20 protein-coding genes are annotated in these 24,354 nt (G+C 65.7%); 10 read left to right on the forward strand and 10 right to left on the reverse strand.

Going from position 1 to position 24,354, the window contains the following annotated elements; translation table 11 throughout:
• Nucleotides 1–21 precede the first annotated feature (21 nt).
• Complete coding sequence (locus NA5_RS17810; RefSeq protein WP_062987401.1) at nucleotides 22–2,046, reverse strand: M3 family metallopeptidase; 2,025 nt, start codon at nucleotides 2,044–2,046, stop codon at nucleotides 22–24.
• Nucleotides 2,047–2,137: 91 nt separating this feature from the next.
• Between NA5_RS17810 and NA5_RS17815 the strand changes: the two genes are divergently transcribed.
• The 3 genes from NA5_RS17815 (at nucleotide 2,138) to msrA (ending at nucleotide 4,784) form a co-directional block, all read left to right on the forward strand.
• Nucleotides 2,138–3,715, forward strand: a complete 1,578-nt coding sequence (locus NA5_RS17815) for a bifunctional phosphatase PAP2/diacylglycerol kinase family protein (protein WP_245672273.1) — start codon at nucleotides 2,138–2,140, stop codon at nucleotides 3,713–3,715.
• A 101-nt stretch (nucleotides 3,716–3,816) separates the two neighbouring features.
• Nucleotides 3,817–4,272: a peptide-methionine (R)-S-oxide reductase MsrB gene (gene msrB, locus NA5_RS17820; RefSeq protein WP_062987402.1), complete on the forward strand. Its 456-nt coding sequence runs from the start codon at nucleotides 3,817–3,819 to the stop codon at nucleotides 4,270–4,272.
• Nucleotides 4,269–4,784 (forward strand): peptide-methionine (S)-S-oxide reductase MsrA, encoded by a 516-nt coding sequence (gene msrA, locus NA5_RS17825; protein ID WP_062987404.1) that lies wholly within the window; start codon nucleotides 4,269–4,271, stop codon nucleotides 4,782–4,784. Before msrB ends, msrA begins: the two co-directional genes overlap by 4 nt.
• 222 nt (nucleotides 4,785–5,006) lie before the next feature.
• Here the strand turns inward: msrA and NA5_RS17830 are convergent, their stop codons facing one another.
• The 4 genes from NA5_RS17830 to NA5_RS17845 form a co-directional block, all read right to left on the reverse strand.
• On the reverse strand, nucleotides 5,007–5,564 hold the full coding sequence (locus NA5_RS17830; protein ID WP_062987406.1) for a hypothetical protein: 558 nt from the start codon (nucleotides 5,562–5,564) through the stop codon (nucleotides 5,007–5,009).
• 298 nt (nucleotides 5,565–5,862) lie between these two features.
• Nucleotides 5,863–6,291 (reverse strand): DUF6636 domain-containing protein, encoded by a 429-nt coding sequence (locus NA5_RS17835; RefSeq protein ID WP_062987408.1) that lies wholly within the window; start codon nucleotides 6,289–6,291, stop codon nucleotides 5,863–5,865.
• A 143-nt stretch (nucleotides 6,292–6,434) separates the two neighbouring features.
• Nucleotides 6,435–7,226 carry an alpha/beta fold hydrolase gene (locus tag NA5_RS17840; protein WP_062987410.1) on the reverse strand — a complete coding sequence of 264 codons (792 nt, stop codon included), beginning with the start codon at nucleotides 7,224–7,226 and terminating at the stop codon, nucleotides 6,435–6,437.
• Nucleotides 7,216–7,662, reverse strand: a complete 447-nt coding sequence (locus tag NA5_RS17845) for a GlcG/HbpS family heme-binding protein (protein ID WP_062987546.1) — start codon at nucleotides 7,660–7,662, stop codon at nucleotides 7,216–7,218. The genes NA5_RS17840 and NA5_RS17845 overlap by 11 nt, the downstream gene beginning before the upstream one ends.
• 176 nt (nucleotides 7,663–7,838) lie before the next feature.
• Here NA5_RS17845 and NA5_RS17850 point away from each other — a divergent pair, with 176 nt between their 5' ends.
• Entirely contained in the window at nucleotides 7,839–9,566 is a 1,728-nt protein-coding gene (locus tag NA5_RS17850; RefSeq protein ID WP_062987412.1) for a DUF3556 domain-containing protein, read from the forward strand.
• A 69-nt stretch (nucleotides 9,567–9,635) separates the two neighbouring features.
• On the opposite strand, the gene NA5_RS17855 is transcribed toward NA5_RS17850, so the two are convergent.
• On the reverse strand, nucleotides 9,636–10,427 hold the full coding sequence (locus tag NA5_RS17855; RefSeq protein ID WP_062987414.1) for a transporter substrate-binding domain-containing protein: 792 nt from the start codon (nucleotides 10,425–10,427) through the stop codon (nucleotides 9,636–9,638).
• A gap of 107 nt (nucleotides 10,428–10,534) precedes the next feature.
• Here NA5_RS17855 and NA5_RS17860 point away from each other — a divergent pair, with 107 nt between their 5' ends.
• The 3 genes from NA5_RS17860 to NA5_RS17875 all read left to right on the forward strand — a co-directional run bounded on the left by NA5_RS17860 (nucleotide 10,535) and on the right by NA5_RS17875 (nucleotide 13,558).
• Nucleotides 10,535–10,816 carry a YggT family protein gene (locus NA5_RS17860; RefSeq protein ID WP_062987416.1) on the forward strand — a complete coding sequence of 94 codons (282 nt, stop codon included), beginning with the start codon at nucleotides 10,535–10,537 and terminating at the stop codon, nucleotides 10,814–10,816.
• A gap of 3 nt (nucleotides 10,817–10,819) precedes the next feature.
• A complete protein-coding gene (locus NA5_RS17865; RefSeq protein ID WP_062987418.1) occupies nucleotides 10,820–11,578 on the forward strand; it encodes an alpha/beta hydrolase family protein in 759 nt (252 codons plus the stop codon).
• A gap of 234 nt (nucleotides 11,579–11,812) precedes the next feature.
• Complete coding sequence (locus NA5_RS17875; RefSeq protein ID WP_084484221.1) at nucleotides 11,813–13,558, forward strand: putative bifunctional diguanylate cyclase/phosphodiesterase; 1,746 nt, start codon at nucleotides 11,813–11,815, stop codon at nucleotides 13,556–13,558.
• Nucleotides 13,559–13,564: 6 nt separating this feature from the next.
• On the opposite strand, the gene NA5_RS17880 is transcribed toward NA5_RS17875, so the two are convergent.
• Nucleotides 13,565–16,939: a serine/threonine-protein kinase gene (locus NA5_RS17880; RefSeq protein WP_062987424.1), complete on the reverse strand. Its 3,375-nt coding sequence runs from the start codon at nucleotides 16,937–16,939 to the stop codon at nucleotides 13,565–13,567.
• A 370-nt stretch (nucleotides 16,940–17,309) separates the two neighbouring features.
• Nucleotides 17,310–18,572: a cytochrome P450 gene (locus NA5_RS17885; protein WP_062987548.1), complete on the reverse strand. Its 1,263-nt coding sequence runs from the start codon at nucleotides 18,570–18,572 to the stop codon at nucleotides 17,310–17,312.
• A 225-nt stretch (nucleotides 18,573–18,797) separates the two neighbouring features.
• Here NA5_RS17885 and NA5_RS17895 point away from each other — a divergent pair, with 225 nt between their 5' ends.
• The 3 genes from NA5_RS17895 (at nucleotide 18,798) to NA5_RS17905 (ending at nucleotide 22,244) form a co-directional block, all read left to right on the forward strand.
• Nucleotides 18,798–20,087, forward strand: coding sequence for a sigma-54-dependent transcriptional regulator family protein (locus NA5_RS17895; RefSeq protein ID WP_062987428.1), 1,290 nt, complete (start codon nucleotides 18,798–18,800; stop codon nucleotides 20,085–20,087).
• A gap of 91 nt (nucleotides 20,088–20,178) precedes the next feature.
• The gene (adh, locus tag NA5_RS17900) at nucleotides 20,179–21,702 is read left to right on the forward strand and encodes an aldehyde dehydrogenase (RefSeq protein WP_062987430.1); all 1,524 of its coding nucleotides are present in this window, start codon (nucleotides 20,179–20,181) and stop codon (nucleotides 21,700–21,702) included.
• On the forward strand, nucleotides 21,702–22,244 hold the full coding sequence (locus tag NA5_RS17905; protein ID WP_062987432.1) for a DUF779 domain-containing protein: 543 nt from the start codon (nucleotides 21,702–21,704) through the stop codon (nucleotides 22,242–22,244). Before adh ends, NA5_RS17905 begins: the two co-directional genes overlap by 1 nt.
• Before the next feature lie 10 nt (nucleotides 22,245–22,254).
• Here the strand turns inward: NA5_RS17905 and NA5_RS17910 are convergent, their stop codons facing one another.
• Both NA5_RS17910 and NA5_RS17915 read right to left on the reverse strand, forming a co-directional pair.
• Nucleotides 22,255–22,488 (reverse strand): hypothetical protein, encoded by a 234-nt coding sequence (locus NA5_RS17910; protein WP_218020112.1) that lies wholly within the window; start codon nucleotides 22,486–22,488, stop codon nucleotides 22,255–22,257.
• Between the two features lie 81 nt (nucleotides 22,489–22,569).
• Nucleotides 22,570–24,282: a putative PEP-binding protein gene (locus NA5_RS17915; RefSeq protein WP_062987436.1), complete on the reverse strand. Its 1,713-nt coding sequence runs from the start codon at nucleotides 24,280–24,282 to the stop codon at nucleotides 22,570–22,572.
• Nucleotides 24,283–24,354: the final 72 nt, after the last annotated feature.

The raw sequence follows: 24,354 nt of genomic DNA on the forward strand, positions 1-24,354 counted from the left end.
GCCGGTTCCGGCCCTCGCGGATCAGTTCAACAGACCCCGCCGGATCAGGAGCGGTTCGATTGCGGGGGCGCGGCCGCGGAAGGATTCGAAGGCCGCGAGCGGGTCGACCGAGCCACCGCGGGAGAGCAGTTCGCGACGGAAGGTCTCGCCCTTTTCCCGGATGGATGCGTCGCCCTCGTCGAACCATTCGACGGTGTCCGCGTCCAGCACCTCGCTCCAGATGTAGGAGTAATAGCCCGCCGCGTAGCCGCCGGAGAAGATGTGGGCGAAGTAGCCGGTCCGGTAGCGCGGCGGAATCGCGTCGATGGCCAGACCGGCCTTGCGCAGCGCCTCTTCCTCGAACGCTTCGGCGTCGGTGTCGGCCAGCGCTTCGGGTCCGGGTACCCGATGCCACGCCCAGTCCAGCAGTGTCGCGCCGAGGTATTCAACAGTCTTGAAGCCGGTCCCGAAACGCTCGGCCTCGGCCATCCGCTCGACCAGTTCGGTTGGCATCGGCTCGCCGGTCTCGAAATGCCTGGCGTAGTTGGCGAGTATCTCGGGTCGTGACATCCACATCTCGTTCACCTGGGACGGGAATTCGACGAAATCCCGTGGGACTTCGGTGCCGGAGAAGAACGGGTACTGGACATCGGAAAACAGTCCGTGCAGCGCGTGCCCGAACTCGTGGAACAGCGTGCGCACGTTGTCCCAGGTGAGCAGTGCGGGTTCGCCCGCGGGCGGCTTCGCGATATTGAGGTTGTTGACCACCACCGGCCGCTTTCCCAAAAGCCGTGACTGGCTGACCAATTCGTTCATCCATGCCCCGCCACGCTTCGAGGGTCGCGCGAAGAAGTCACCGAGGAAGAGTCCGAGCGCACTGCCGTCCGCGTCGAAAACCTCGAAGATGCGCACTTCCGGGTGGTATCCGAGGAGATCCTTCCGCTCCTGGAAGGTGATCCCGTACACCCGCTCGGCGGCGAAGAACACCCCGTCGCGCAGCACCCGCTCCAGCTCGAAATAGGGGCGCAATGCCTCCGCGTCGACCGAAAAGCGTTCGGCCCGAACCTTTTCCGACCAGAACTGCCAATCCCAGGAGCGCAGCTCCTGCCCGCCCATGGCCTGCGCCAATTCGGCCGCCTCGCGTTCCGCATTGGCAACTGCGGGCGCTACCAAGCGCCCGAGCATTTCCTCCACCGCCGCAGCGGTTTTCGCGGTCTGATCCTCGACAACGTACGCGGCGTGATCCGAATAGCCGAGCAGTGCGGCGCGTTCGGCTCGCAATACCGCGATACGCACGGCCAGCGCACCGTTATCACTCGACCCGCGACTCAGCGACGCCGCCATCACCCGCTGGCGCACGTCCCGGTCGGCCAGCTCCGCCAGCACCGGCTGATTCGAAACGTTCTGCAGCCGAAGCGCCCACGCGCCGTCACGGCCCAATTCTCGAGCATTCTGCGCGGCCGCGGCCACGGCCGCCTGCCCCAGACCCGCCAATTCCGCCGCCGACTCGACGACCACCGTCGCAGCATTGGTCGCCGCCAAAATGTTCTGCCCGAATTCCGTTGCGGCTGCGGCGAGTTCCGCATTCAACTCACGCAGCCGGGCTTGACCGGCCGCATCGAGCCGAGCCCCCGCACGCACGAACCGAATGTGATACTGCTCCAGCAGCCGCGCTTCCTCGGGATCCGATCCCAATTCCTCCCGGCGCCCATAGAGCGCCTCGACCCGCGCGAACAACTCGGGATCCAAATAGATCGCGTCCCGGTGTGCCGCCAGCTTCGGCGACACCTCCGCCTCGATCGCATCGGTGGCCGCGCTGGAATCGGAGCTCGTGATGTTGAAGAACACGTTCGCGACCCGAGTCAGCACCGCACCCGAACGCTCCAACGCCGCAATCGTATTCGCGAAACTCGGTTCCTCCCCGGCCGAGGTGATGGCGGCAACCTCTGCCAATTGCTCCGCCATCCCGCGCTCGAACGCGGGCAAATAGTGCTCCGTACCGAACTCGGCGAACGGAGGAAGCTCATACGGCAGCGCACTTGGCTCGAAGAACGGGTTGGTGGTCATAGATCAACCCTATTGACCTGTGACCCGCTTCGCACTCCTCTGGGTCACGAGCGGCACCCGGCTGTCTGCCACGATCGGTAATGTCGAGCGGGTGAGTGGCTGGGTGCGGCGAAAGTTCTACAGAGTCGGACGATTCGATCGGGCGGTCGGCAGTGCGGTCGCCGAGTTACCGGCCTCGATGGTCGACAGCGGCCTGCTGCGGCTCACCAAGAGCGCCGATTTCAGCGCGCTGTGGCTGGTCAGTGCCGCGCTGCTCGCCACCCGGCAGGGCACACCGCGGCGGGCAGCGCTGCGCGGGGTCGTCTCGGTCGGGGGCGCGAGCCTGGCCGTCAACCTCGTACTCAAGACGCTCATCGCGCGGCGCCGACCGGCTGCCGAACTGTTGCCCGCGTACCGGCGGCTGCTACCGGCCCCGACGTCCTCATCCTTCCCCTCCGGGCACAGCGCCTGCGCGGCGGCATTCGCCACGGCGGTCGCACTCGAAAGTCCGCGCACCGCACTAGTTGTCGCCCCGCTGGCAGCCACCGTCGCCTACTCGCGGGTGCACACCGGCGTGCACTGGAGCTCCGATGTGCTCTTCGGAGCGGCCGTTGGATCCGGTATCGCCTTGGCCACCCGACGCTGGTGGCCGGTGCGTGAATCGGATGAGGCGCAGGCCAGGCTCGTCCGCGAAGCGCCCGCGATGGTGGCGGGCAAAGGTCTTGTGGTGCTGGTGAATCCGGTATCCGGCGATCCGACCTACGATCCCACCGCCGATATCATCGCGGCCCTGCCCGCCGCGACCGTGCTGCGCACCCAACCCGACCTGGATGTCGCCGAACACCTCGAGCGGGCACTGGCCGAACACACCGAGCCCGTGCTGGGGATCGGCATCGCCGGTGGCGACGGCACCGTGGCGGCCGCGGCGGGGGTGGCGCTGCGGCACGAATTGCCGCTGGCCGTCATCCCCACCGGCACGCTCAACCATTTCGCACGTGATCTCGGCGTCTACGACCTGCGTGAGGTGATCGATGCCACCGGTGCGGGCGAGGCGGTCGCGGTCGATATCGCGCGCGTCGAGTACGGTGACGAAACCGGTTCGTACACCAGGCATTTGATCAATACCGCCAGCATCGGCGCCTATCCGGACCTGGTGCGGCTGCGCGAGAAGTGGCAGGCGCGCTGGGGCAAATGGCCCGCCTTCGCGGCCGCGCTCATGGTTACCCTGCACCGGGCCGAACCGATCGAGATCTATCTCGACGATCGCTGGCAGCGGGTGTGGTTCCTGTTCATCGGCAACGGCCCATACCACCCGCACGGCGCCGTACCCGCCTTTCGCGACCGGCTCGACGCCGGACTGCTCGACGTCCGCTGGCTGCGCGCCGATCTGCGCTGGTCGCGCACCCGCGCGCTGGTGGCGCTGCTGCTGGCCGCGATCGGCCACAGCAAGGTCTACGGCGAGCGCCGCCTACCCGAGCTCTATGTGCACTTGCCGAGGCCGGAGGCGCTGGCCACCGATGGCGAGGTGGTCGGAAAGGCCACCCACCTGCATTTCGCGATGGCGGGCCAGCTCGCCGCCTACCGCCGCGACGAATCGAACCCCCGCTGGGCCGACCGCTTCCGCCCACACCACCGCCGAGCGCCCTGGCTCCGCGATGCCTTCCGCACGAACCGCACGCCTACCGCGTAGGTCGTGGCCGCACAATAATGACGAAAGTGTGACGCGCTGCTCGGCGGGGACTTTCCGGATCGGGCCACGGGTTGTACGTGGGGCCGATATGAGGAGGTCAGGTGGCACAGGAATACAACCGGAACCCCGCCGCGGTGGACGCGCTGTCGCCCGAGCAGTACCACGTCACCCAGGAGAACGGGACCGAGCGGGCGTTCACGGGCGAGTACTGGGACAACCACGAGCCGGGTATCTATGTGGACGTGGTGTCCGGTGAACCGTTGTTCGCCTCGGTCGACAAGTTCGACAGCGGTTCGGGATGGCCGAGTTTCACCAAGCCGATCGATAGCGAGAACGTGGTCGAGAAGCGGGATCTCAGTCATCTGATGATCCGCACCGAAGTGCGTTCGGCGCACGGTGACAGCCATCTCGGGCATGTGTTCACCGATGGACCGCGTGCGGCGGGCGGGCTGCGGTATTGCATCAACTCGGCGGCCCTGCGCTTCATCCACCTCGATGACCTCGAGGCGGAAGGCTACGGTCGGTACAGGACCCTGTTCATTAAGGAGGACGCGTGAGCGACACGCGAAAGGCGATTCTGGCGGGCGGCTGCTTCTGGGGCATGCAGGATTTGATCCGCAAGCAGCCCGGGGTGATTTCGACGCGGGTCGGCTACTCCGGTGGGCGAAACGATCACCCCACCTATCGCAACCACCCGGGCCACGCGGAGGCCGTGGAGATCATCTACGACCCGGCGCAGACCGACTACCGAGCGCTGCTGGAATTCTTCTTCCAGATCCACGATCCGACGACCAAGGACCGCCAGGGCAACGACATCGGTACCAGCTACCGTTCGGCGATCTTCTATCTCGACGACGAGCAGAAGCGCGTCGCGCTGGAGACCATCGTCGATGTCGATGACTCGGGCCTGTGGCCGGGCAACGTGGTCACCGAGGTGACCCCGGCGAGTGAGTTCTGGGAGGCCGAGCCCGAGCACCAGGACTACCTGCTGCGCTACCCGGACGGCTACACCTGCCACTTCCCGCGACCGGGCTGGAAGCTGCCGAAGCGGCAGACCACCGCGCAGTAGCCCGCGCACCTTGTGCCGCAATTTGTTGCGGCACAAGGTATTCGACGCGCCGCGCACCCCTCGACACCAGGTGTAGATCGCACTGGACCGAATAGTGGCCGGGCTGACCAACTTTCGACTCGTGCCGGGCACGGCGATTCGACCGGTGGTCGGCAGCGCGACCAGCGCATAGCGGGCGGCGGTTTGTGCATCTGGTTGTGCTTGATGTAGTTGGCGACACGATTATGGACTCCCGGTGAGGGATTCGAGTTCATCGCGCAATTCCGCGACCTCGGTGGCCAGCTCGTCGCGCAGCTGTTCGCGTTCCCGGAGGCTGGCGCGCAGGTTGTCCACCGTGTCGTTCATCGCCGCCAGCTTCCGGTCGGCACCGGCCAGCCGCCACTCGACGACCGCGCGATGGTCGACCTCCGCACTGGCATACATCACCCAGCCCACAACGTAATCCAGCCACTCCGGCTGTTTGGGCATGCGTTGATCGGCATCCCATCCGCGCCGTACCGACGGCTTCGACGACAGCACCCGATCGGCGCTGGGTCCCGTCAACTGCACGAGATCGAACTTTCCGGCAGTCGTCACCACCGCGGTGAGGCGGAAAAGCCCCGCGAGGTGCATCCGCAACTCCGCCGCGCCTCGGCCGTCGGTATCCATCGCACCGAGCCACGGCCCTTCCGCGGCATCGATGATCGAGCCGAGCACCCCGAGTTGCCCGGCACTCCGACGCCCGCGCGTCACCCGTTCGCGGAGGTCATCGGGCGTTGCGGACATCTGATCCCAGTGCATGGCGCCTCCCTGTCTCGCGTTTGTGACTACCGACAGTTTCACCGCTCGGTCGCGGGTGTGAGGGCTCGGCGCGCCAAGGGTCGGCCATCGGAGTTGCCAGGTCGCCGATACAGCGTCGTTACTCCTCGCGCATATCGATCACGACGGCCTGCGGCAGCTCGACCAGCTCATCGTTCGCCGAACCGGTGCCGCCGGTGCCGCGAGCCGACGCCGCGTCCAGCGATCGGGCGATCACGGCCGCGAAGTCAGCGACGATGAGGTCCTTTTTGGTCGGAAGGCCGGTAGAGGGTCCTAACGATCAGTCGAGCTGATAGCCCTCCCGTGCGAGCGAGAACCAGTGTCCGGTACGGGTATTCGCGCACTTCATACCGGCAGTCCCGCTCTCGCAGACCACTTCGCCGGACCGGAACGACTGACCGTAATCGAGGATCGGCAGACTGCTGTCGCGGATCGTGTCACCGTGGCAGGTGAACCGCGCTGGATCGCCCTGGAACAGCACGATCCGGTCGCCGTACGCCTGGTAGCAGTTGCTCGGCTTGGCCGGTGCCGCATACGAATGACCACCGATTTCGCAGACCGCGCCCTTATCGGCAACTACGCAGGTCATATTTCCGCTCGGCGACCGGAACCCGTTCGACAGATCCGGCTGCTGCGCCCCCGCCACCCCGAAGGCCAATATCGATCCGGACACCGCCGCCAATGCCGCAATACCTACCCGATTCATCATCCGAACTACCCCCACTTCAAGATCCGATGCGGCGGGCCGCGCCCGCCGGTCGACACCGGACCACACAGAGAAGTTCGCGAATCGCTCGAGAAGCGTATCGGTGGCTCATGCCACCAGTTCTCCGGGCGGCGGAACCGCCATGCTCAGCTGGTGCCGGAAACCCCGTCCTGACCGGGTGAATCGCCGGTGCGGGTCAGGATGGTGCGCAGAACCAATTCGGGGTCATCGATCATCGGGACGTGTCCGACACCGGGCAGGACCTCGAACGTGACGCCCGGCAGGCGCTGCTGGGCGATCGCGCCATTGACCGCTACCGGAAAGATGCGGTCGGCCTGCGACCAGGCCACGGTGATCGGGCAAGGTAGTCGCTCGAATTCCGCGATCGCATCTCGGGTGTTGAGTAGATCGTCGGTGACCGTACAGCCGAGCAGATCGGCGACGATGCCCTCGGCCGCCGATGGTTCGAGGCGATCGCCGTGTTCGGCGATGACCCGCAAGGCCAAGCGCCGCACCAGCGATGACCGCAGCGTGAGCGGTGCGAGCGGTCGGGTCACGCGCGCGAAAGCGACATTGCGCGCGATGGTGGCGGAGGAATCGGCGTGCCCTGTTCCGCCCGCATCCCAGAATCCGGCCGGTGAGAGCGCGCAGACAGTGCGTGCCCGTCCCCTGCGTGCCAACTCGACCGCGGTCCACCCACCGAGCGAGTTTCCGACCAGATGCACTGTCGCCCAGCCGTTTTCATCGAGCAGCCGTTCGACCTCATCGACAAAGTCGGCAATCCGCGCCGGGCGCCGCGACACCGCCGCCCCACCCCGATGCCCCAGCGCGGTCGGCGCGAGCACCTGGAACCGGGCCGACAGCTTCGGAATCAACGGATCCCACACCCGTGCCGACATCGCCACCCCGTGCAACAGCACCAGCGGCTCACCGCTCATCGCGCCCGTCCGACATCGACTCCTGCCACCGCTGCACCGCTGTTTGCACGGCCGCCTCGTCTTCGAGGGCATGGGCGCCGGACGCGCCCGCGGCACCGAGGATCAACTCCCCTTCGGTGACCAGAACTCCGCCTGCCCATGGGACGAAGTCGCCGCCGTAGAGGTGTTGGATGCTGTCCACGATCCCGCCGGGCAGTTCGATCTGGCCGGAGGGTCGCAAGGCCAGCAGCGCGGTACGCGCCTTGGCCACCGCGATTCGGCTGGTCATGGGCATACCGCCGTCGCCACGCCGCAGGGCGATCACCTCACCCGCGAGGTCGACAACCGCCACCGCCAGCGGCGCGAACCCGCGCTCGGCACCGACCGCCAACGCGGTCTGCACCAACCAATCCGCATCGGCCGACTTCAGTCCAGGAAAGCGTGGAGTACCAGACACGAACCCGAAACTAACGGTGATAGCCGCGGCCGTCAAAGCATCCGCCGCGGCAACCATGATCTCGTAGGTCGAGACCGGTGATTGACAGCAAATGGTCTACCTGTCAACGTATCGGAGCACATCGGATGCCGTGATTCGAGTTGGTGCTCCGGTGTCGGCGAATCGGAGCGTGCTTGATGGGGTTTCTCGAACCCGACCTGCCTGTGGTCGATATGGCGGAGTGGAGCAAGGGCACTCGAAGTGAGCGGATCCGGCCCATGGCGCGTCATTGGGCCGAGGTGGGTTTCGGGACGCCGATCGCGTTGCATTTGTTCTATGTCGGCAAGGTCTGTCTCTATATTCTCGGTGGCTGGCTTATCGTGTTGTCCACCAAGGGGATCTATGGATTCGCGAACGTCGACGCATGGTGGTCCGAGCCGATCGTCTTCGAGAAGGTTGTGCTGTATACGCTGCTGTTCGAGGTGGTCGGGCTCGGGTGCGGGTTCGGTCCGTTGAACAACAGGTTCTTTCCGCCGATGGGGTCGATTCTGTATTGGTTGCGGCCCAAGACCATTCGGCTGCCGCCGTGGCCGGGCGTCGTACCGCTCACCAAGGGCACCGAGCGTTCGCCGGTGGATATCGTGCTGTACGCGGCATTATTGGTGATGACAGTGGTCGCCTTGCTATCCGACGGAACCGGTGCGGTGCCGGAGTTGGATACGACGGTCGGACTGTTGCCGGTGTGGCAGATCGCCGCGATTCTCGGCCTGCTGGCGCTGATCGGGTTGCGCGACAAGGTAATTTTCCTGGCGGCGCGCGGCGAGGTCTATGCCACGCTCGCCGTCACCTTCCTTTTCGCCGCCGATATGGTCGTCGCCGCGAAGCTGGTCTTCTTGGTGATCTGGATGGGTGCGGCGACATCGAAGCTGAACAAGCACTTTCCGTTCGTGGTGTCCACGATGATGTCCAATAGCCCAGTTTTCCGGCAAAAGTCGCTCAAGCGCAAGTTCTTCGAGAATTTTCCCGACGACCTGCGGCCCGGTCGGCTGTCCCGCATCTTCGCGCACGGCGGTACGGCCGTCGAGATGTGTATTCCGTTGGTGCTGTTGTTCTCTCACGGCGGCTGGCTGACGGCGGTCGCCGCAATAGTGATGGTGTGCTTCCATCTGGCGATCCTGACCGCCATTCCGATGGGTGTCCCGCTGGAATGGAACGTCTTCATGATCTTCGGTGTGCTCGTATTGTTCGTCGCGCACGCCGATCTCGGCATCAGCGATCTGCATCATCCGGTGCCGGTAGTGCTGCTGTTCCTGGTGATCGCGGGCATCGTGATCGCCGGAAACCTTTTCCCGCACCAGATTTCGTTCCTACCGGGCATGCGCTATTACGCCGGTAACTGGGACACCACGATGTGGTGCATCAAACCCTCCGCGGCCGAAAAGATCGGCCGCGGCATCGTCGCGATCGCCAGCATGCCGCAGGCCCAGCTGGAACGGTTCTACGGCAAGGACCGCGCCCAGATCCCGATGTTCATGGGATATGCCTTCCGCGCCATGAACACTCACGGCCGCGCCCTGTTCACCCTCGTGCATCGAGCCATGCCATCCGGCCACGAGGACGAATACACCCTCACCGACGGCGAACGCATCTGCAGCACCGCCCTCGGCTGGAATTTCGGCGACGGCCATATGCACAACGAACAACTCATCACGGCCATGCAAGAGCGCTGCCATTTCGACCCCGGCGAAGTCCGGGTAGTCATCCTCGACGCCCAACCCATCCACAAACAAACCCAGTCCTATCGCCTGGTCGACGCCGCCACCGGCGAATTCGAACGCGGCACAGTAAATATCGCCGACATGGTCACCCGCCAACCCTGGGCCGACGACGTTCCCGTCCACGTCACCCACACCGATCGGGACTGACCGAAGAAGCCCCTCAGCTTCGCGACACCAAAGGGCTTCCCGCTTTGGGCACTGCGGCTCTAGCGCGCCTCACCCGATCCAGTCGGTCAACAGCTGATCGCTTCTGCCGGTGCGGATTTCGGTTTCGAGCCAGGTGTTGACGACGGTGTTGAAGAAGGTGTCGCCCTTGGGCAGGAGGTAGGCCTTGGGGGCGGAGTCGAAGGGAGTGTCGGGGTGTAGGACCTGGAGGGTGGGGTGGGTGCGTTGGCGGTAGCGGCCCTCGACCGAGTCGGTGACGAAGACGTCGGCGTTGTGCTGTTCGAGCTGGTCGTAAATGGTGAGGTTATCCGGCCAGATGGTCAGTTGGGCCGCCGGGAAGTTGGTGCGGGCGAAGGCCTCGTTGGTGCCGCCGCGGTTGACGATCACCCGGACCTCGGGGCGGTTGATCTGATCGACGGTGGCGTAGTCGGCGGCGTCGGTGCGGCGCACGACGGGGGTCTTGCCGTCGATGGAGGTGGGGATGGAGAAGTCGGCGACGATGCGGCGGGCCGGGGTGTCGGAGATGCCGCCGACGGCGATATCGCAGCGTGCGAGGAAGTCGTCGGTCAGGGTGGACCAGGTCGTCGGAATCCATTGCGGGACAACATGTAAGGTAGCGGCGAGGTCGGTGGCGAGGGTGATGTCGACGCCGCGGTAGGTGCCGTCGTCTTCGCGCAGGGTATAGGGCGGGTAGTCGCCGGTGGTGCAGACGCGCAACACGCCCGACTGCTGCACGGTGAGCAGATGCGACGCCTCCTGGGCGGTCGCGACGGGCCCGGTGGCGAGCAACCAGCCCAGGGTCGACAGGACGGCTATCGGCAGATATCGGAGCGGTCGGCGCATCGAGACAGGCTAACCGACCTGATAGTCGGCTGAGAACCCGACGATTGGGACACTTCCCAGCCGATGCCGACCGTTGATACTGGTAGTCACCCACGAAGGAGTTCGACATGAGCCTTATCGGCACCTTGCTCGGGTTAGCCCTGACGGTATTCATCCTGCTGCTGCTCGCCCGGCTGGTATTCGATTGGGTAGGGGTGCTCGCCGATGGCAGGCACCCCCAGTGGGTGAATCGCGCCCGCGACCTGAGCCACGCCGCGACCGAACCGGTGATCGCCCCGGTGCGCCGGTACCTACAGCCGGTCCGGCTTGGCGGACTCTCCATCGATCTGGCGTTCACCGTGGTGTTCATCATCGCCCTGGTCCTGCGTCAGATCTTCTTCAGCCTGTAAGCGATGGAATCCATCGCCTACGGCCCACACCGCGACCAGGTGGCCGACTTGTATCTGCCCGCCGCGGACGGTCCGGCGCCGCTCGTCGTGGTGCTGCACGGTGGATTCTGGCGCGCCCAGTTCGACCGCGCGCATGCCAAGCCGCAGGCACAGGCGCTGGCCGCACTCGGATACGCGGTCGCCAACCTCGAGTATCGCCGGGTCGGCGACGGGGGCGGTTGGCCGACAACCTTCGACGATGTCGCGCGGGCACTCGATGTTCTGCCCGGTTTGATCGAGGACGCACGCCCGGGCCGCATCGACCAGGACCGCATCCTCTACATCGGGCATTCCGCGGGCGGCCATCTGGCGTTATGGGCTTCCCTGCGGCATCGGCTGCCGAGCGAAAGTGCTTGCCACACCGAGGTTCCACCGCGAGTGGCCGGTGTCGTGGCCTTGGCACCGGCGGCGAATCTGGTCGATGCCTATCACCGCGGCAATGGCCAGGGCGCGGTCGCCGAATTGCTCGGCGGCGGGCCACGAGACTTTCCCGAGCGCTACGCGGCCACCGACCCATCGGTGCTCGGCGGCGCGGACATCCCCATCGTCGTGGTGCACGGCGATCGCGACCAGCGGCTGCCGATCGAAATGGCGCGCGAGTACTGCGCGAAATCCGGCGCAGAACTCGTCGAGCTGCCCGGGATCGGACATTTCGAGCTCATCGATCCCGATTCCGCCGCATGGCCTTTCGTCGTACAGGCGCTGCGTAGGTGCATCGACTGATCGAGGCGGTTGCGAGTCGGATCCGCGGGGTCGAAGAGCACGCGGACTCGCCCGCGCTACCGCACGAATTCACTCGGATCCTCGCGCAACATATCGCTGTCCGCGTGCAAGGTTCGCCGCGATACCGGGTCGCCCCCGGCAGAGGCTCCGCATTGTGTGTGACTCGATAACCGACCGGAACGGCCATGTCTCCCAACATCATCGGTCGTGAGTTGCGCTGTAAGATCAGGTCTCATGGGTTGGGAAGCCGGGCCCGGTGCAGCAGACGGCTCGCGCGGCGACCTGACCGGACGCTGGACTGCCGCGCTGACAGGTGGGGCGCGTGATCATGTGGTATCGACGAGTGCGGGTGGGGCGCGCATGCTGCTGACACGGCTGGCCATGGAGTTCGAAATCGCAACGCAGACAGCCGAATCCGCTGATCGGGTGGCCGAGTTGGGGGCGGAGTTGGCGCGGTCGCATTTCGTCGGCGACGAGGTGCTCGGTCGCAGCATCGCGGCACTAAGCACGCATTTCACCAAAACGGGCACCATCACGGCGGATCGGCTGGCCGATTTGCTCGCCGCATTCACGAATGGCTATATCCGCGCATTCCGGGCATGGTTGCTCGCCGAGCAGGAGGACGTCCGGGCCGCCGAAATCGCCGCTCGACGCGCCGTCGCCGAAAAGTTGCGCGCGAGTGAGGCGCGGCTGCGATATCGCGCCCACCACGATCAGCTGACCGGCCTGCCGAATCGGACGAAATTCATCGACGCGCTCGCCACCGCCTTCGCCGATCCGAGTGCCGATTTCGGCCTCTGCTATCTCGACCTCGACCATTTCAAACTCGTCAACGACACCTTCGGACACGCATTCGGCGACCAATTGCTCATCCAGGTCGCCGCCCGCCTACGCGCCTGCGCCCAACCCGGTCAACTGGTGGCGCGCATGGGTGGCGACGAATTCGTCATCCTGGTCCCGCAATTCGGCGAAACCGTCGCCGCGGTCGCGAAGCACATGCTCGACGCGCTTACCCAACCGTTCGAGATCGACGGCCACCACCTCACCGTCACCGCGAGCATCGGTGTCATGGAAGGACGCACCGAGCACACCACCGCCGATGAACTCCTGCAGGCCGTCGATACCACCATGTACTGGGCCAAAGCGGCGGGTCGCGCCCGCTATGCGGTCTTCGACGCCGATCGCGGCCGCCGCGAACACACCCGCGCCGAACTCTCGGCCGCCATGCCCGCCGCCCTGCTCCGCGATGAACTATTCCTGGACTACCAGCCCATCGTCGCCCTCGCCGACCAGCGGATGATCGCGGTCGAGGCCCTGGTGCGCTGGCGGCATCCGGAACTCGGCGTACTCGCCCCGGCGCAATTCGTGGACCTCGCCGAGGACAACGGCCATATCGGCGCATTGGGCGCGCAGGTGCTCGAGCGCGCGTGTCGCGACAGCCGGGACTGGCACGACCGCTTTCCCGGCCGGACGCCGATCGTGAGCGTCAATGTCTCCGCCGCCGAGGTGGCGGACCCGACCTGGCTGGATCGGGTCCAGGACGTCATCGCCGAGACCGGCATCGCACCGGACCGACTGCAACTCGAACTGACCGAGCGGGCCTTCATGCACACCACCGGTCGGCCGCTGCAGGCATTGCGCACGTTGTCCGAGGCCGGTGTCCGCATCGCGATCGACGATTTCGGCACCGGCTATTCCAATCTCGCCTACCTGGGCCAGCTGCCGCTCGATGTCGTCAAACTCGCGGGACCGTTCATCCGCTGTATCCGCACCCCGGAATCGCCCGGTGCCACCGATCTGCTGGTGCTCGAATCCATTATCGAACTCACTCATGCCCTCGGGTTCACCCTGACCGCCGAATGCGTCGAAACGCAATATCAGGCCGATCGGCTCGAATCGCTCGGCTGCGACAGCGCACAGGGCTGGCTCTTCCACCGGCCCATGCCCGTCGCGGAGATCACCGAGCTGCTTTCCGGCTGACGGGCATCAGATTCGTTGCGCCGCATGAGCATTGACCAAGGCGAGCAGGAATTCCGTTGGCACATCGGGCCATTCGGGACGCAAACGTCCGGCGAGCTGATCTTCGTACACGGCCGCGAGTGTCGCGACGACGTATGGTCCACCGTCCAGCAGATAGCGCACCGATCCGAATTCGGCGCACTGGGCGGCTACCGTCGCCAACAACGTCTTGGCCTCATCGGTGCGGCCCGCGGCGGCCAGGCAGGCGATCAGCATTCGGCGTGCCTTCAGCAATTCCCTCGGCCGCTTGACGGATTCGAGCAGATCCACCCATTCCTGGGCCCATGCGCAGGCGAGTTCGGTCTTTTCCGGCGTTTCCGCGGCGAGCAGCAGCCGGATCGCGGTGAATTCCTCGTACAGGACCGTGAATTCGTCGATCGGGTCGACCGGCTCGCGGCGATTTCCGTATTCGACAACGGGCAGTGGACCGAATTCCGGATGCGGCGGCAATCCGAGTCGCAGTCGCTCGTTCTCCACCTCGGCGCCCAGTCGCGGCAATGACATCGAACGCGCGACGCGCGCACCCTCGTTCAATCTGCGAATCGCGGCCGCGCGATCGCCGCGCAATGCTTTGATGCGCGCCCCGACGACATAGCGCGCCAATTTGAAATCGACGACACCGGCTTCGGGTCCCAGCTTGTAGCCCTCATCGAGCAGCCGCTCCGCCTCCGCGACTTCCCCACGCTCATAGAGCAATTCGCCGAGCAGGGACCCGGCCAGCCGCGCGCCGTAGGAATGGCTGCCGCCGGATTGCTTGGCCACCTTCATCGCCCTACGGAAGTACTGCTCGGCCCTGGCGATATCGAGTTGCAGGCTCGCGGCCAGCCCCAGAAAGCACAGGCCGTGAATATTGTTGTAGAAGCCCTTGTTCTGGCGCATATACGGGGCGGACCATTCCTGGATGCGCAGCGCCTCTTCGAAGTCGTAGCGATAGCCCGCGGCGAAGGTCGCGACATTCGCACCGATCGCCACCACATACGGCGACAGTTCCTCGGCCCGGAAGAAGCAGGGTGCCAGCATATCGTCGACTCCGGCCAGCGCGTCCGCGCGCACCGCGACCACCGCACGTACCACACCGGCCTCGGCCCGCAGCAGCGCGGTGCTGGCTTCGTCGAGTTCACCGAGGTCCAGCGTCGATTCGGCGAGGCGCAGCGCACGTTCGGCCGGTGCGGCCCGGTGCAGCAGGATATTGGCCCAGGCCAGATCCAGTTGTAGCCGCGGATGCGTTTCGATGATGGTGGCGGGCAGCTTGTTCACCAGACCGATGAGACTGGCGAACTGACCGTATTCGAGCAGCGACATCCCATCTCGCTCGACGATCTCGATGGCCCGCTGCTCGTCCCCGGCCAGCAGGGCATGATCGACGGCCTCGCTGACATGTCGATGCTCGGCCAGCCATCGGGAGGCCACCCGGTGCAGTTCGGTGGTCCGTTCGGGTCGATCGCGTTCCAGCCGCTGCTGCAGGAAATCCTGGAACAGGTGGTGGTAGCGGAACCAATTGCCGTCATCGAGCTTGCGCAGGAACAGATCCTGCAGTTCGATCTGCTCCAGCATCGCCTGGCCATCCGGTACGCCGGTGAGCGCCGAGGCGAGCTCACCGCAGATTCGCGGCGTGATCGAGGTCGCCACCATGAAGTCGACGTCGCTGCCGCGCAAGGACAGTGCCGCCAGTTGCAGTGCCGCGACCCAGCCTTCGGTGGACTCGGTGAGGTCCTCGACATCGGCGCGATCCAGGTCGAGTCCGCCCAACTCGACCAGGAAGGTATGTGCTTCCGCGACATCGAAACGCAGAGCGCTGGGACCTATTTCGACCAGTTCGTCGCGGGCCCGCATCGAACTCATCGGCAGTCCGGCCTGACTGCGGCTGGTGATCACCAGATGCAATGCGGGACTGCAGCCTTCGAGCAGAAACCGCAATGCGCGCGTAGTGGCCGGGTCGGTGGCGCAGTGCCAGTCGTCGATGACGACCACCACTTCCTCACCGCGCCGATCGATATCGTTGATCAACGAGGTCAGCACATAGCGTTCGGACGCGTCGCCGTGCTCCTCGAGCAGTTCGCCGAGTTCGCGCGCGAGCGAAGGTCGTGCGGCGCGAATGGCTTCGATCAGATGTGCGAGGAACCAGACGACATTGTTGTCGTCGTGATCGACGGTCAGCCAGGCCACCGCAGTGCCCTCGGCGGTCAGCGCCTCGCACCATTGGGCGGCGAGGGTGGTTTTGCCGAATCCGGTGGGGCCGTGGATGACCGCGAGCCTGCGGTTGCGACCGTCGCGCAGCAGCGCGAGCAGCCGCTGGCGATCGACCAGCGGGCGGTTGGCCACCGGTGGCCGCAAGCGGGTGGCGGGCACGGGTGGGGTGATGGTCGATGACGTCGCCGAGGTGCGGCGGCGGCCGGAGGTAGGCGTCGGCGACGGCCGATGTCCGACGGGTTCGGCGGCCGGTAACGGGATCGGCATGTCATCGGGCGGCAGGCCGTGCCGCTCCTGGATCTCGCGCAGTTGCGCACCGAATTCGGCTGCACTGGAAGGCCGTTCGGAACGCTCGCGAGACATCGCGGCTTCGATGGCGGCGGTCACGTCCGGAGGCAGCCCTGCCTCCCCCAGATCCGGTATCGGCTGTTTGGTGATGCGCAGGAACTGGGCGACCAACTGCTCACCATTGCGGCGCTCGAAGACAGCGTGACCGGTGCTGGCGCAGAACAGCGTCGAGGCCAGGCTGTAGATATCGGAGGTCACGTCCGGGACGTGCCCCTGCAGCACCTCGGGCGCGGTGAAGGCCGGGGAACCGGTGATCGTGCCCGCCGTTGTCTCGAAACCGCCGACCAACCGTGCGATGCCGAAATCGGCCAACTGCGGTTCACCGTATTCGGTGAGCAGGATATTGCCGGGTTTCACATCGCGGTGCAGCATCCCCCGCCGGTGTGCGGTTTCCAGCGCGCCCGCGATTTTCACGCCGATATGCAACGCGTCGTGCCAGCCGATCGGACCGTGCTCCTGGATGCGGGTGTCCAGTGAGCCGTGCGGGTGGTACGGCATGACAATGTAGGGCCGTCCGGTGGCGGTTGAGCCCACCTCGAAGACGCTGACGATATTGGGATGACCCGACAGCTTGCCCATGGCGAGTTGTTCACGGACAAAGCGTTCGAGATTCTCCGATTCCAGATCGGCGGTCAGCACCTTGATAGCCACCATGCGTTCGAGCGCGGGCTGGGCACACCGGTAGACAACTCCGAATCCGCCGCGTCCGATTTCGGCGGCATCGGTGAACCCGGCAGCGGCCAGCTCTGCCGCGAACCCTGAGGTGAGGTCGCGTTGCGTGGAAAGCGGATCGATTGGCGACACGACGACCCCGATTACAACTACCAGCTAGCTACTTCGAGCATATTCCCGTCGCGACGATTCCGCGCGCGCTCGCCTAGGATGCCGCCGCAATTGCCTGCGGTGCAGGCGATCCTGGTCGTCGAATGTCGGGCCGCCGAAATTATTCGTGTCCCGCACACCGGAGGCTACCGGTTGGCGAACTGTGTCACGACGCGTCCTCGGTGAGCCAGCAGCGGTTCGCTGTCCACCTTGGGGTTTCGGCACAGAGCCGAGCAATGCCTACCCTTCGGCGATGGCGGCAAGTCGGTCGAGGGATGCTTGCAGCTTGTCAGGCGTGGTGGCGCGGGCGCGCGGGAGCCGGATCGAAGCATCCGAAGCCGACTCCCGCCAGTCAGAAGACCTGCAGCGGAGGGGATTTGGGGAAGGTGACGGGGAGCGCGACCAGGGCACGATGGAAGGGGCCCGGTCGCCATTCCAGTTCCTCGTCGGGGACGGCCAGCCGCATTTCCGGTAAGGCGTCCAGGAGTTGATCGATCGCATCCTGTGCGATCAGGGTCGCGATCGAGCGGGCGGGCCAGGCATGCGGGCCGACGCTCCACGCCAGGTGCGAACTGTTGTCGGTGTACTCGCCGGTGGTGATCGCCGGATCGTTATTGCAGCCGGTCATGCTGATGACCACCGGCTGGTGCGCGGGCAACCACGAGCCCTCGATCAACACCGGCTGTTTCGGGAAGGTGATGCAGTAGTTCGATAGTGGCGGGTCGGTGAACAGCACCTCGTCCAACGCGTCGCGCGTGGATAGAGTGCCGCCGAGAATGCCACCACCGAACCGATTGTCGGTCAGCATCAGTCGCAGCGTATTGACGATCAGATTCTGCGTCGGTTCCATTCCGGCGCCGTACAGGAGGAGGACCTGCTGGATCATCTCGGCGTCATCGAGCTTCGCCGGATGGGCGAGCAGCACGGATATGACATCGTCGGCCGGTTGGTCACGCCTGAGGGAGACCAGTTCGAACATGGCATCGGCAAGAATCTTGCCGCCCTCGACGGCTGCATCCGCACCCTCCATCATGCGCGCCAGACCGGTTGCGGCACGCTGGCTGATCTCCTGCGGACAACCGAGTATCGCGTTGATCACGGCGAAGGCCAGCGGCATTGCGTACTGCCCGACCAGATCCGCGGTACCGTCCTCGCAGAAGGTGTTGATCAGCGGAATGGCGATCTTCTCCACGGTGGAATGCAAAGCGAACATGTCGACCACACCGAGACCGGCCACGATCGCCTCCCGGTAGCGGGTGTGCTCACGGCCGGTGGTGCGAACCGCCGCCGGACGCCATTCGAGCATCGGCCGCACCGGGCAGTCCTCGGGCACGTTCTGCTGCCAGCTTCGTGGATCGGCCGGAAAGTGGTCGGGATCGTTGAGGATCTGCAGCGCGGTGTAGTAACCGATCACCAGGGTCGCTGGTACACCGGGAGCCAATTCCACCGGAACCAGCGAACCGTATCTCTTGCGCATCTCGCGGTACGCGTCATGCGGGTTCGCGGCGAATTCCGCTGAGAACAACGAGATTCGGGGGCCGTCGGTATCGATCGGCGATCCGTGCGCGACAGGGAACGGGCGAGTGGTGGTGGTTGCCGACTCTGGCGTGGTCAAGAGACGTGACTCCAGTCGTTGTGCAGAAGCGATGAGCATGGTGCGCGACCGCAGGGGCATCCGTGCCGCCTGCGCAGAGCAGAGTCAGCCTACGTCGACCGTCCGGTCCGCGCGTGCCGAGCGGACTACCCACCACATGGAATGGCTGCGGGCGATGTCCCGCCCATTGCCCATCGGAGATGTGACCGGCATTACAGTGGATGGAGCCGACACGAAGGACACCGATTGAGCACAACAGCGCACGGCAACCCCTGGGTGGCCGTTCGACCGGACGAGGACCTCGCGCAATTGGCGCGGCGGGTGTCCTGTGCGCATCGCAGCTTTATCGAAGGCGAGCGGCTGCCGACCGATCCGGTGCGCCCGGTGGTGCTGGATTCCTGGCGACGCAGCCGCAGCAGCGGCGTCGACCCGGACCGCTTCGGCGCCGGTGTCGATCTCGATGGCATTGAGCTGCAACGGTATCGGGCCACGCATCCGACCGCGCTGATCCGACCGGTGGTGCGCAAGCTGCTCGTCGAGGATGCCGCAGATGCCGGACTGCTCGTCGCGATCAGCGATGCCGAGGGCAGGTTGCTGTGGGTGGAGGGCGATTCGAAGGTCAAGGACCGGGCGCTGGGGATGAATTTCGTCGAGGGTGCGGATTGGAGTGAGGGCCGGGTGGGCACCAATGCCCCCGGCACCGCGCTCGCCCTCGACCACCATGTGCAGATCTTCGGGGCCGAACACTTCAGTCGCGTGGTGCACGAATGGAGTTGTTCCGCTGCGCCCGTACATGATCCGCGCAGCGGTCGGATCATCGGCGCCATCGATATCACCGGCGGACCCCGTGTCGCGGCGCCGGAGGTGTTATCACTGATCCGCGCTACGGTGTCGGCCGCGGAATCCGAACTGCGCCTGCTCATGCTCGACGCGCCGAAACCGCTCGCATCGACGACGGCACGCCTCGAGGTGCTCGGTCCGGCCCGACCGACGCTGATCCGCGATGGTGAGCGCATCCGTCTGTCCCAGCGCCATGCCGAAATCCTTTTGCTGCTTGCCAATTTCCAGGAGGGACTGAGCGCCGACCATCTCGCCATGCTGCTCGACGAATCCGAGTTGGATCCGGTGACGGTGCGCGCCGAGATGTCGCGGGTGCGAAAGATGTTGGGCGCCAATGGTCTCGGTTCGCGTCCGTATCGGCTGCTGATGGATCTGGATACTGATGTCGACCAGGTTCGGCGCGCACTCGCGCACGGCGATACCTCGGCAGCGTTGCGCGCCTATGCCGGTCCGATTCTGCCGCGATCGCTCGCACCGGGCATCACCGAACTGCGCGTCGAGTTGCGCGGACGGCTGCGCGCGGCCCTGTTGACCGCCGGTGATCGCCGCTTGCTCGCCCGCTGGACCGATTCAGTCGACGGCCGCGAGGACGTTGCGGCGTGGACCGCCTACCTCGCCTCCCTTGACCGGCAGTCCTCGCTCTATGCCCAGGTAAAGACGCAACTGCGACTGCTCGACCGCAAATTGGGCATCTGACCGGTTTCTTGCAACTGTCGTGCAACATGGCCGCTTCTAGTGTTCCGGATCACACCTGACGTAGGAAAGTCAGCAGATCGAGGAGCATTCGATGACCGTCTTCGCCCGCCCAGGCACACCCGGCGCCGCCATGTCGTTCCAGACCCGATACGACAACTGGATCGGCGGCGAATGGGTCGCGCCGGTCAAGGGGCAGTACTTCGAAAACCCCAGTCCCGTAACGGGTCAGCCGTTCTGTGAGGTCGCGCGCGGCACCGCGGAGGATATCGAACTCGCCCTCGATGCCGCGCACGCCGCCGCACCCGCCTGGGGCAAGACCTCGGTCGCCGAGCGCGCCGTCATCCTCAACAAGATCGCCGACCGCATCGAGCAGAACCTCGACGCGATCGCCCTCGCGGAGGCCTGGGACAACGGCAAGCCGATCCGGGAAACCCTGGCCGCCGATATCCCGCTGGCCATCGACCACTTCCGCTACTTCGCTGGTGCCATTCGCGCACAAGAGGGTTCACTGTCACAGATCGACGCCGACACCGTCGCCTACCACTTCCACGAGCCGCTCGGTGTGGTCGGTCAGATCATTCCGTGGAACTTCCCGATTCTGATGGCCACCTGGAAGCTCGCGCCCGCCCTGGCCGCCGGTAATGCGGTGGTGCTCAAGCCCGCCGAGCAGACCCCGGCCTCGATCATGTTCCTGATCGGGCTGATCGGTGATCTGCTGCCGCCCGGCGTGGTCAATATCGTCAACGGTTTCGGTGTCGAGGCGGGTAAGCCGTTGGCCTCGAGCCCGCGGATCAAGAAGATCGCCTTCACCGGTGAGACCACCACCGGTCGCCTGATCATGCAGTACGCCTCGCAGAACCTGATCCCGGTCACGCTGGAACTCGGTGGTAAGAGCCCGAATATCTTCTTCAGCGATGTCCTCGCCGCCAATGACGACTTCCAGGACAAGGCGCTCGAGGGCTTCACCATGTTCGCGCTGAACCAGGGCGAGGTCTGCACCTGTCCGTCGCGTGCGCTCATCCAGGCCGATATCTACGACGAATTCCTGGCCGCCGCGGTGGTGCGCACCAAGGCGGTGCGGCAGGGCGATCCGCTCGATACCGAAACCATGATCGGCGCACAGGCCAGCAATGATCAGCTCGAAAAGATCCTGTCCTACCTCGAAATCGGTAAGGGTGAGGGTGCGACGTTGCTGACCGGTGGCGAGCGCGCCGACCTCGGCGGCGATCTGTCCGGCGGATATTACGTGCAGCCAACAGTTTTCGCTGGCAGCAATTCGATGCGGATCTTCCAGGAGGAAATCTTCGGACCGGTTGTCTCGGTGACCTCGTTCGCGGATTACGACGAAGCCATCAAGATCGCCAATGACACCCTCTACGGCCTCGGCGCGGGCGTATGGTCGCGTGACGGTTCGGTGGCCTACCGGGCCGGACGCGATATCCAGGCCGGACGCGTGTGGACCAACACCTACCACCAGTACCCGGCACATGCGGCGTTCGGCGGCTACAAGCAGTCCGGTATCGGCCGGGAGAACCACCGCATGATGCTCGACCACTATCAGCAGACGAAGAACTTGCTGGTCGGCTATGCGTCGAAGGCGCAAGGTTTCTTCTGATGGCCGCAGTCCCCCGGCGCGTGCGCGCCACCGCGGCGGCGATGGATCTGCTCCGTCGCCTCCGCGGGCTGCACGGACCGCTCATGCTGCACCAGTCCGGTGGTTGCTGCGACGGATCAGCCCCGATGTGTTATCCCGCAGGCGAATTCATTGTCGGCGATCACGATGTGCTGCTCGGATTGCTCGATTTGCGATTGCGGGTCGACGAGTTGCCAGCTACCGCGCCGGAGTCGGATGATCTTGCGCCGGTATGGATCTCGGGACCGCAGTTCGCCGCCTGGCGGCACACCCAGTTGGTCCTCGATGTGGTGCCGGGTCGCGGTTCCGGCTTCAGTCTGGAATCACCGGAGGGGTTTCGATTCCTCAGTCGCGGAAGGGTTTTCGATGACGATGAGCTCGTTGCGCTGGCCGCGATCGAACCGGTCACGGGCGCTGGCTGGGAGCGCGGGGAGCGTCCTGCGGAGGCGACCGAACCACAAGTAGTCGCCGAGGCGGCCGATGCCTGCCCGGTCCCCGATAGCGGACCGCGGCCTCGAGTTTGACAGCTAACTTTTACTGGGGCCCTGCCCGTTCCGGCTCACACGTCGGGCGCGGCTCGATCGCCACCAGGTCCAGCACCAGATCCTGGAGCACCCGGCGGGTGGTATGCGCCTGCGCGATCAACGGTTCGGATGATTCCGTCTCGGCTAGCTCTACCAGCTTGTTGACTACGTGGCAGACCGCGACGAGGCGTCGAATCGCTTGACGTCGCTCGGCGAGATTCATGGTGTCGGTGGCCATATTCACCAGATCGCCGCAACATCCCCGACCGTTTCGCTCGAGTTTGCTGGAACACGAAGCAAGGGATCCAGCAAACTCAACTGCCAATCATCCGGCGGCCCGTAGGACGGCGCGGGCCGCGGCGCGGGCGCTTTCCGGATCGGAGGTCGACAGGACAGCGGCTGCGGCGCGGCGGCAGTCTTCCAACGTGACGGTGGCGAGGGTGGCGCCGACCGCGGCCACCGCGGCACCGGCGGCGGACAGCGAGCTGATACCGAATCCGGTTAGGACGCAAGCCAATAGCGGATCGGCGGCGGCCTCGCCGCAGACGCCGACGGGCTTGTGCGCGGCTGCCCCTGCGGCCGCAGTGCGCGCCACCAGTGCCAGGACCGCGGGTTGCCAGGGGTCGGTCAGTGCGGCGAGGTCGGCGGACATGCGATCGGCGGCCATGGTGTATTGGGCGAGATCGTTGGTGCCGATCGAGAGGAAGTCGACATGTTCCAGAATGGCCTCGGCCAGCAGGGCGGCCGCAGGGACCTCGATCATGACGCCCGGGACCAGCCCGCGCGCTCGCACCGCGGCGGCGAACGACTTCGCTTCGGCCGCAGTGGAAATCATCGGGGCCATCACCCACGGTGTCGGCGTGCGCTCGGTGGCGGCCTGGGCGATCGCGTCGAGTTGGCGGTCCAGGATTCCGCTGTCGTGGGCCGCGATGCGGATGCCGCGCACACCGAGCGCCGGATTGGCTTCCTTGGCATGCTCGGCGAAACGCAATGGTTTATCCGATCCGGCGTCGAGGGTGCGGATCACTACCTTCGACCCGGCGTACGCATCGAAGACCTCGCGATAGATGCCCGCCTGTTCGGCGATGCTCGGCTCGGATTCGCGGTCCAGGAAACATAATTCGGTGCGGAACAGGCCGATGCCCTCGGCCGGTTGTGCGCGCGTCGCGCGGGCTCCGGCCCCGTCTTGGACATTGGCGAGGATCTCGACCCGGTGCCCGTCGGCGGTCGCGCCAGGACCGGTCCAGGCCGCCGTGCGCGATTCCCGGGTGCGGTACTCGGCTATGGCGCGGGCAGCGGTTTGCGGGTCCGGGCCGATGGCGACCTGTCCGGCCGCTCCATCGATCAGCACGTCGATTCCAGCGGGCACATCGTCGAGTCCGGCGATCGCGACCACGCACGGGATGCCGAGCTGCCGGGCGATGATCGCCGTGTGGCTGGTCGGGCCGCCGCGCGAAGTGGCAAGGCCGACAATGAGTTCCGGATCCAGACCGGCCGTATCGGCCGGAGCCAGGTCCTCGGCGAGCAGGATCGATGGCCGAGTGGGCGTGGGGATGCCGGGTTCCGGCGCACCGGCCAGCTCGGCGACCACTCGGTCACAAACATCGCGGAGGTCGGTGACGCGCTCGGCCATCAACCCACCCAACTTGGTGAACACCTCGGCGAACCGATCGGTGGCCGCGGTCGCCGCCACGGCGGCGGGAGTTCCCGTGGCGATCAATTTCTCGGCGGCGCCGAGCCAGCCGCGATCGGCGGCCATGGCGGCATTCGCGGCGAGCACCTCCGCGGCCGCCCCGCTCGCGCGACTGGCTCGCTCACGCAAGCGCCGCGCAACCACCGATGTCGCGGCCAGGAAGGCTTCGTGGTGGGATGCCCGATCGGACTCGGCGATCGGTTCGGAACGAAGGTCTACGCGGATCCGCGGTGCCGGACGCACGGTGGGCGCGGCGGCGATCCCGGGCACCGCCGGGGTGCCGCGCAATGTCATGGCGCTGCCTGCTACCCGCGCGGAGCCTGTGGCCTGCGGTGATCCGGACATTCGATTCCTCCTCCACGCCGATGTCGAGTGAGTGCGACCGATTACTCAGCTCGGCTCGATGTGATCCAGACT

The sequence above is a fragment of the Nocardia anaemiae NBRC 100462 genome, assembly GCF_001612725.1.
GTDB lineage: Bacteria > Actinomycetota > Actinomycetes > Mycobacteriales > Mycobacteriaceae > Nocardia > Nocardia anaemiae.

Coding starts and splice junctions, on each gene's coding strand:
- NA5_RS17810 (WP_062987401.1), bottom strand. CDS start 2,046: ATGACCACCAACCCGTTCTTCGAGCCAAGTGCGCTGCCGTATGAGCTT.
- NA5_RS17830 (WP_062987406.1), bottom strand. CDS start 5,564: ATGCACTGGGATCAGATGTCCGCAACGCCCGATGACCTCCGCGAACGG.
- NA5_RS17835 (WP_062987408.1), bottom strand. CDS start 6,291: ATGATGAATCGGGTAGGTATTGCGGCATTGGCGGCGGTGTCCGGATCG.
- NA5_RS17840 (WP_062987410.1), bottom strand. CDS start 7,226: ATGAGCGGTGAGCCGCTGGTGCTGTTGCACGGGGTGGCGATGTCGGCA.
- NA5_RS17850 (WP_062987412.1), top strand. CDS start 7,839: ATGGGGTTTCTCGAACCCGACCTGCCTGTGGTCGATATGGCGGAGTGG.
- NA5_RS17855 (WP_062987414.1), bottom strand. CDS start 10,427: ATGCGCCGACCGCTCCGATATCTGCCGATAGCCGTCCTGTCGACCCTG.
- NA5_RS17860 (WP_062987416.1), top strand. CDS start 10,535: ATGAGCCTTATCGGCACCTTGCTCGGGTTAGCCCTGACGGTATTCATC.
- NA5_RS17865 (WP_062987418.1), top strand. CDS start 10,820: ATGGAATCCATCGCCTACGGCCCACACCGCGACCAGGTGGCCGACTTG.
- NA5_RS17875 (WP_084484221.1), top strand. CDS start 11,813: ATGGGTTGGGAAGCCGGGCCCGGTGCAGCAGACGGCTCGCGCGGCGAC.
- adh (WP_062987430.1), top strand. CDS start 20,179: ATGACCGTCTTCGCCCGCCCAGGCACACCCGGCGCCGCCATGTCGTTC.
- NA5_RS17905 (WP_062987432.1), top strand. CDS start 21,702: ATGGCCGCAGTCCCCCGGCGCGTGCGCGCCACCGCGGCGGCGATGGAT.
- NA5_RS17915 (WP_062987436.1), bottom strand. CDS start 24,282: ATGTCCGGATCACCGCAGGCCACAGGCTCCGCGCGGGTAGCAGGCAGC.